This is a genomic window from Dolichospermum sp. LEGE 00246, assembly GCF_015207865.1.
In the GTDB taxonomy this organism is placed as follows: Bacteria; Cyanobacteriota; Cyanobacteriia; order Cyanobacteriales; family Nostocaceae; genus Dolichospermum; species Dolichospermum heterosporum.
On sequence record NZ_JADEWA010000307.1, the window covers coordinates 1 to 6,545 of the forward strand.

The 6,545-nt window shown below is 38.9% G+C and carries 5 protein-coding genes; 2 read left to right on the forward strand and 3 right to left on the reverse strand.

The annotated features are described in order from the left end of the window. Nucleotides 1-314: 314 nt before the first annotated feature. Together IQ228_RS18080 and IQ228_RS18085 are read right to left on the reverse strand one after the other, a co-directional pair. Complete coding sequence (locus tag IQ228_RS18080; RefSeq protein WP_193963811.1) at nt 315-2,156, reverse strand: glycosyltransferase family 39 protein; 1,842 nt, start codon at nt 2,154-2,156, stop codon at nt 315-317. A gap of 215 nt (nt 2,157-2,371) precedes the next feature. Continuing rightward, a complete protein-coding gene (locus IQ228_RS18085; protein ID WP_027401472.1) occupies nt 2,372-2,971 on the reverse strand; it encodes a hypothetical protein in 600 nt (199 codons plus the stop codon). 193 nt (nt 2,972-3,164) lie between these two features. Here IQ228_RS18085 and IQ228_RS18090 point away from each other — a divergent pair, with 193 nt between their 5' ends. Then, nucleotides 3,165-3,497, forward strand: coding sequence for a DUF565 domain-containing protein (locus IQ228_RS18090; RefSeq protein ID WP_053538895.1), 333 nt, complete (start codon nt 3,165-3,167; stop codon nt 3,495-3,497). Between the two features lie 4 nt (nt 3,498-3,501). After that, a complete protein-coding gene (locus IQ228_RS18095; protein ID WP_193963812.1) occupies nt 3,502-4,563 on the forward strand; it encodes a glycerate kinase in 1,062 nt (353 codons plus the stop codon). 10 nt (nt 4,564-4,573) lie between these two features. Here IQ228_RS18095 and IQ228_RS18100 read toward each other — a convergent pair whose 3' ends face one another. Beyond that, complete coding sequence (locus IQ228_RS18100; protein WP_193963813.1) at nt 4,574-6,031, reverse strand: YdiU family protein; 1,458 nt, start codon at nt 6,029-6,031, stop codon at nt 4,574-4,576. Between the last annotated feature and the right edge of the window lie 514 nt (nt 6,032-6,545).

Sequence of the window (6,545 nt, forward strand, 5' to 3'; positions counted from 1 at the left end):
AATTCAGATCAATCAATCTTTGACAAATTAGACTATGATTTATTTGATTCATTTGATTTATTTGATTGTGACGATGACAATAATCAATCATCACATAAATCACGTCAATCAAAAAAATCATAGTTTAAGACAGGTTGATATTTTCTGGTTTCCAAATACTACCTCGTTCTATCTCAATGGAAGAGTTATTAATTCAGATCAATCAATCTTTGACAAATTAGACTATGATTTATTTGATTCATTTGATTTATTTGATTGTGACGATGACAATAATCAATCATCACATAAATCACGTCAATCAAAAAAATCATAGTTTAAGACAGGTTGATATTTTCTGGTTTGGCTGTTTTCAAGGGAATGCGAATAAGATGATAAGCACCTTTGGTGGCTAGACTTTTATAGTTATCCGGTGGTAAGTCCATTTCGTGAAATTTTCCCTGTTCAACTAAGAGTAATAATGATGGTGGTTTAGTTGGTTGAGATGCTTGCTTTTGAATATATTCAAGAGCCTGTTGAGCAAATTTGATGTAATTAACATTTTTGTGCGTGTAGAAAGTCACGGTAGGTTTTTTGAATCCAACCATAATTAATTCTTCATTGGGTTGTTTTGATTCAACAATGAGGGCGGATAATTCTCTGAGAGGAAGTTGACGCTGTTGATCCATGATGGAAACAGCAGGTATTAAAACGATGGCAATAAAAGCGATAAATCCTAATAAGTTAATCGTAATGATCTGCTGGTAACGGTGAGTTAAGATGAGGATGGCGGTAGTAATTGTGGATAATAACCAAATTATGCCTCCAAATTTGAGAATTCCTGATCTTTCCATTTGTACATATAATTCAGGAGCAGCGGGATCAGGTCCAGCGATTTGGGTAAGATTGAAAAGTGCGATCGCCAGAATAGTTAAAAATCCTACGTTTATCCAAGCACTGATGCGTAAAAATTTGGGAGGCGTTGGTGTAATAGTAGGTGAACCGGGGAAAAGATCACTCCAAAATAATGCCACAAGAATCGCCGCTGCTGGCATTAAGGGTAATACATAGCTGGGCAGTTTGGTTACGGAAATGGTGAAAAATCCAAACACACCCAGAAACCATATACAGGTAAATAAACCTAGTTGTTGGGAGCGTTCTTGGTTTAACCAATGCGATCGCTGCAAAAGATTGAATCTAACTAGAGCCGCAGGAATGTACACTGAATAAGGTGCAAACCCCAATAAAACGACTAAAAAGTAAAAATACCAAGGGGCTGAATGACCATTAACGACTTCGGTGAAACGGTCTATATTGTGATAGATAAAAAAGGCATTAATAAAATTCCAGCCGTTACGCCAAGTTACTAAAACATACCAAGGAAGTGATAGCAATAAAACGATCCCCATGCCCAAAAACGGCTGCATTTCCCGCCACAGTTCCCGAAATTTCCCGACATATACGGCAAAAGCAATCATAATCAGTCCTGGTAAAACAATACCTACCGGACCCTTAGTTAATATTGCCCCAGCAATTAACACATAACAAGCTAAATACCATTTATTCGGAAGTCGCCAATTAGCAATGACTATTGAGGAATGATTTTGAGCATATCCCAAATAGAAGCATAATAATGTTGAACCGATACAGCCGTTGAGTAACATATCGGAAACGCCGGTTCTCCCCCAAACAATCATTTCTGCGTTGAGTGCCATTAAAGCTGCGGCAATGGCGGCAGTAAAGTAACGTCTGGGTAAGTTGGTAACTTGTGCCAATTCGTCTTTTTTGGCAAAATACCATTGCACAGTATAAAATGCCAAAGCAATTACACCCATTGCTGCCAATGCTGAAGGGATACGAGCAGCCCATTCGTTTACTCCCATAATAGAGTAGGCGATCGCCTGACACCAATAAATCAAAGCAGGTTTATCAAAGCGAGTTTCACCATTAAAAAACGGCGTAATCCAATCACCAGTTAGCAGCATTTGCCGGGAAGCTTCAGCAAACAGCGGCTCAGTTTCATCAATCAAGCCCACATTCCCCAAATTCCAGCCAAAAGCTATCCAACCAATCACCAACAACCACAGGGACGAAACAGCTACAAGCAGGACTGGACGCTGTTGTAAATTATTCAACCACTTATCAACCACTTTATCGGTGACACTCAATTTTATACTCATGAATTCATACTTAGAGACACGGTAATCATGTCCTTACCAATACACAACAGTTTACAATTCAAAATACCTTTTTCGAGAAGCTTTACTATCAAAATTCCAACAACTCCTTCTTCCTTCTGACAGCGCAGCGTTAGCCATACTGCTGAATGGGCGCAGGACCTGCGCCCCTACCTCCTGATAGCGTGGCGTTAGCCATACTCCTGACTCCTCCCATATCACCTATTTTCTAACACCAATTGCCATTCTTGAGTTTGCGAATTCCATTGTGGAGAAGAAGTTTCTCCCACAACATAGGGACCCCAATAGCGTCGAGAACCATCTTGGGCAAAAGCCACCAAAATATCACCTTTCTCTAGCTTTAAATTACCTTGAGGTAAAGATAAAATTAACCCGTTCTCATTTCCTTCTTGGGGAGCAAAATCCCAATGAGCCGGAATACCAGATTTAGATTTATTCGCAGTGGCACTTTTTCGAGATGATTGTCTGGCTAATAATGCTAGACGTACAGGTTGAGTAGTTTTGTTGCTCATGCGAAGTGATCCAGCAGTCTTGGTTTTACTATCCGAATCAAACCGATAGGCTACAACTGTAGAGTGATTTTTCTGTGAACTTGATTCTACTGATTCACTTGGTGTATTATCTAAATTGATTGCATCAGCACTATTGACCGTGTTTGTAACTATAGGTGAATTTTTTTCTGGATTTGTAGACTCCAAGGATATCCTCATATCTAAGCATCCAGTTACGATCCCCATAAATCCTAATACAGAAAAACCGATAATGAAGTTACGATACCGATAGAGGAAGTTTTTCATAATGATATAGATTTAGAAATAAGATTTTTTGTCAGCTAAACCCAAATGATTGGTGATTGGTTAATTAGGTGGACGTGAGATAACCAAAATGTGTGAATAAAAGTCTATAGGACTTAAATCCTTTTCCCTCTGCTCCCCGCCCCCTGCCTTGCCATAACGACAATTTTTAACGCCTATTTCTATTCCCTTCTTCATGCAAAATACTCGTCTAAACAACCTATTAGAAACAATTTATAGAAGCTTGAGTGAATGGTTTCTCAATCCTTGGCGACGGTTATCATTACTACTAATTAGTTTTTTGTTTGGTTTTTTTCTGGGATCGGCAGTATCAACAACCGCTGGACAGAAGGCAGAATTAGACATCGTAGTAGCTGGATTTTTAGTGCTATTAACTGAAATTACCAGTAGGATATTTTACAGTCGCAGTTTTTTTTCTCGCCAAGCATTTTGGGTAGAAACACTCAACTATCTCAAGGTTGGTTTCATCTACAGTCTATTTCTAGAAGCCTTGAAACTGGGTTCGTAATTTTATGAATAGCGAATGGTTGAGTAAGATTTTGACAACGGACACATCTTGGCAAGTATTAGCACAAGCCGCAGCATTGGCAGATCCTTTGCGAGCTAAGGTGTTTAATGTTACTTCTGATCATGTGGCTGAAATTATGGAAAACAGAGGGGATTTACTGAAGTTAGTTTTCCCTGATTTTAGTCAATTTTGTCAAACTAGCCTAAAAACTGATCCTCAAGGAATGTTGCAGGTATTGTGGGATGTGTGGCTACCTTTGGGAATGAAAATTGCAGCACAGCATCAAGAGTCGGGGAAACCTTTTATCCAGGGAATTTTAGGCGCACAAGGCACAGGTAAAACCACAATGTCCCACATACTGGGTTTGATTCTCCAGCAGTTGGGATACAGGACGTTAAGTTTTTCTTTGGACGACTTATACAAAACTTATAGCGATCGCTTGGCTTTAATGCAGCAAGATTCCCGGTTAGTTTGGCGTGGTCCGCCCGGAACCCACGATATTCATCTAGGTTTAAGTCTACTCGATCAGATTCACCAAAGCAAGAGTCCTGTGATAGTTCCTAGATTTGATAAATCCGCTCATGGGGGTGCAGGCGATCGCACTACTTCTGAAGTTATCACAAATCCTATAGATATTGTTCTGTTTGAAGGCTGGTTTGTGGGCGTAAAACCAATTCCTCCTAAAGTGTTATTAACTCCACCACCACCTATTCTTACAGACGTAGATAAACAATTTGCCTCTGATATGAATAATCAGCTAAAAGATTATTTACCACTGTGGGAAAGATTAGATAGTTTAATAGTTCTTTATCCCACAGATTACCGTTATTCTTTAGCATGGCGCAAGCAAGCAGAAAGACAAATGATTGCTGCTGGTAAATCAGGAATGACTGACTCAGAAATAGAAGAATTTGTAAATTATTTTTGGCGTTCTTTACATCCCGAATTATTCATTAATCCCTTAATTCAATCATCATCTGTTGATTTAGTAATTGAAATTAATGCTGATCATAGTTTTGGGAAATTTAGATCCCCGACTTCTTTAAGAAGTCGGGGATCTGATTGATTCTGATTGATTACTTCCCTGTTTGCAGTGTTTCCACTAAATCATAAAAAGGTTGCCAATTATCATCTTCAGTGATTCGTTCCCAAACGGACTCAATTACAGGTCTTAATAAAGCTGTTTTTGGATTAGATTCAATCAAAGTTTTGTGAATTTTATCCATTTGATCAAGATCAAAATGATTGAGAATTTTATGATAAAGAAAACACCAATTATCAAAAGTCGCTGATGTTCCTAATGTGGGAATAATTTCTGAACCATCCATCACCAAAGCGGGATCATCTCGCCATTTACTAGAAAAGGTAGCCGCTATATCAGCAAAGAATTGATGATAACCGACTTGACTATCATGTAAAAAGGTAATAGTTAACCGCAGAAATTCATCAGCTTCCTCTAATTGTAAATTTTCAAAACCCAATTTTTTCAACATTAAAGCTCGATATTCAGCTTGGTAATATTCAGCAAACTTAGATAAAGCAATATCCAAATCACCTTGATGAATTATCGCCTTTAATGGTTCTTGCAAAAGTTCTAAATTCAACTTGCAAATCCCTGGTTGTTGACTATAACAATAACGTTTATAATAATCAAAATATGCAGCAGTAAATTGGAGATCGTAAGTAGGAATAAAGGCATAGGGTCCATAATCAAAACTTTCCCCAGTAATTGACATATTATCAGTATTTAGAACTGCATGACAAAAACCCGCTGCCATCCATTGAGCTACTAATTCAGCGACGCGCTGCACTAATTCAGCATAAAATAAAGCATATTTATCATTTTCAGTCTGTAAATAGGGATAATACTGTTCAATGACATGATCTAACAATTTTTGAGTTAAATCAGGTCTTTTAAAAAAGTTTAATCGTTCAAAAGTACCAAAACGAATATGGGATTTACTCATGCGAATCATGACAGAAGAACGAGTTGGCGAAGGTTCATCACCGCGCCACAGTCCTAAACCCGTCTCAATCATACTCAGACAGCGAGAAGTGCGAACACCTAAACGATGAAGTGCTTCAGCGGCAAGAACTTCCCGCACCCCTCCTTTAAGTGTTAACATTCCGTCACCACCGCGCGAGTAGGGGGTTCTTCCCGACCCTTTTGTCCCAAAATCGTATAATTCCCCATCAATACCCCGCACTTGCCCATAGAGAAAGCCTCTACCGTCACCTAATTGGGAGTTATATTGTCCAAATTGATAGCCGTGGTAACGTAGTGCTAATAGGGGTTCTCGTCCCTCAAATTTACCAAAAGCGTTAATAAAATCTTCGTCTTTAACTACTTGGGGATCAACTCCTAAGCGTGGTAGTAGTACGTCATTGCGCCAACGTAAAATATGTTGGGGAAATTCTTCCGCAACAACTTGATCATAGTAATCATCACCTAGAGATTCTAAGGCTGATTCATAGTTGAGGGTAAGTAAAGGATTACTAGAATGGGTGTGATTGGGAGTTTCATCCAGAGTCATTATAATTAGGCTTAATGTGATATTTCTTTAATAATAGACAAAAAAGCTTACGATCTTTTTATTTAGGGTTTGCTGATAGCGTAGCGTGGCGTAAGCCATAAAATTTGTCTATGAGGGCAGGGAACAGGGAATCTGACTTTTCCTGTTACAGCACTTCCTGATGTTATGAGGTCTAGTTTTTTATAAGGAAGAACGCCGAAAACCCTTGAAAATGTGGGTGACTCAGGAAGCCACATTTGGGCTTTAGACAAGGGATGAAGGCTAGAGGCAGGATAAATCCTGCATTGATTTTAATCCATATTCGTGATACAACTATATTGTCACTAAAGACATAAAAAGCTACCGAGGGACTCTCGGAAAGTTACGCTTGTCAGATATGATTTCGCCCGCCAGGGCCAACGAAATCAGGGCAAGAACCCAAATATTTAAGGCAGTGCCTGAAACTGGGATAACTGAGGGATATAGACTGAAACTCTCTATAGAATCTCCGCGTCTTTAGACCGGAGAGTGTCAA

Coding starts and splice junctions, on each gene's coding strand:
- IQ228_RS18080 (WP_193963811.1), bottom strand. CDS start 2,156: ATGAGTATAAAATTGAGTGTCACCGATAAAGTGGTTGATAAGTGGTTG.
- IQ228_RS18090 (WP_053538895.1), top strand. CDS start 3,165: ATGCAAAATACTCGTCTAAACAACCTATTAGAAACAATTTATAGAAGC.
- IQ228_RS18095 (WP_193963812.1), top strand. CDS start 3,502: ATGAATAGCGAATGGTTGAGTAAGATTTTGACAACGGACACATCTTGG.
- IQ228_RS18085 (WP_027401472.1), bottom strand. CDS start 2,971: ATGAAAAACTTCCTCTATCGGTATCGTAACTTCATTATCGGTTTTTCT.
- IQ228_RS18100 (WP_193963813.1), bottom strand. CDS start 6,031: ATGACTCTGGATGAAACTCCCAATCACACCCATTCTAGTAATCCTTTA.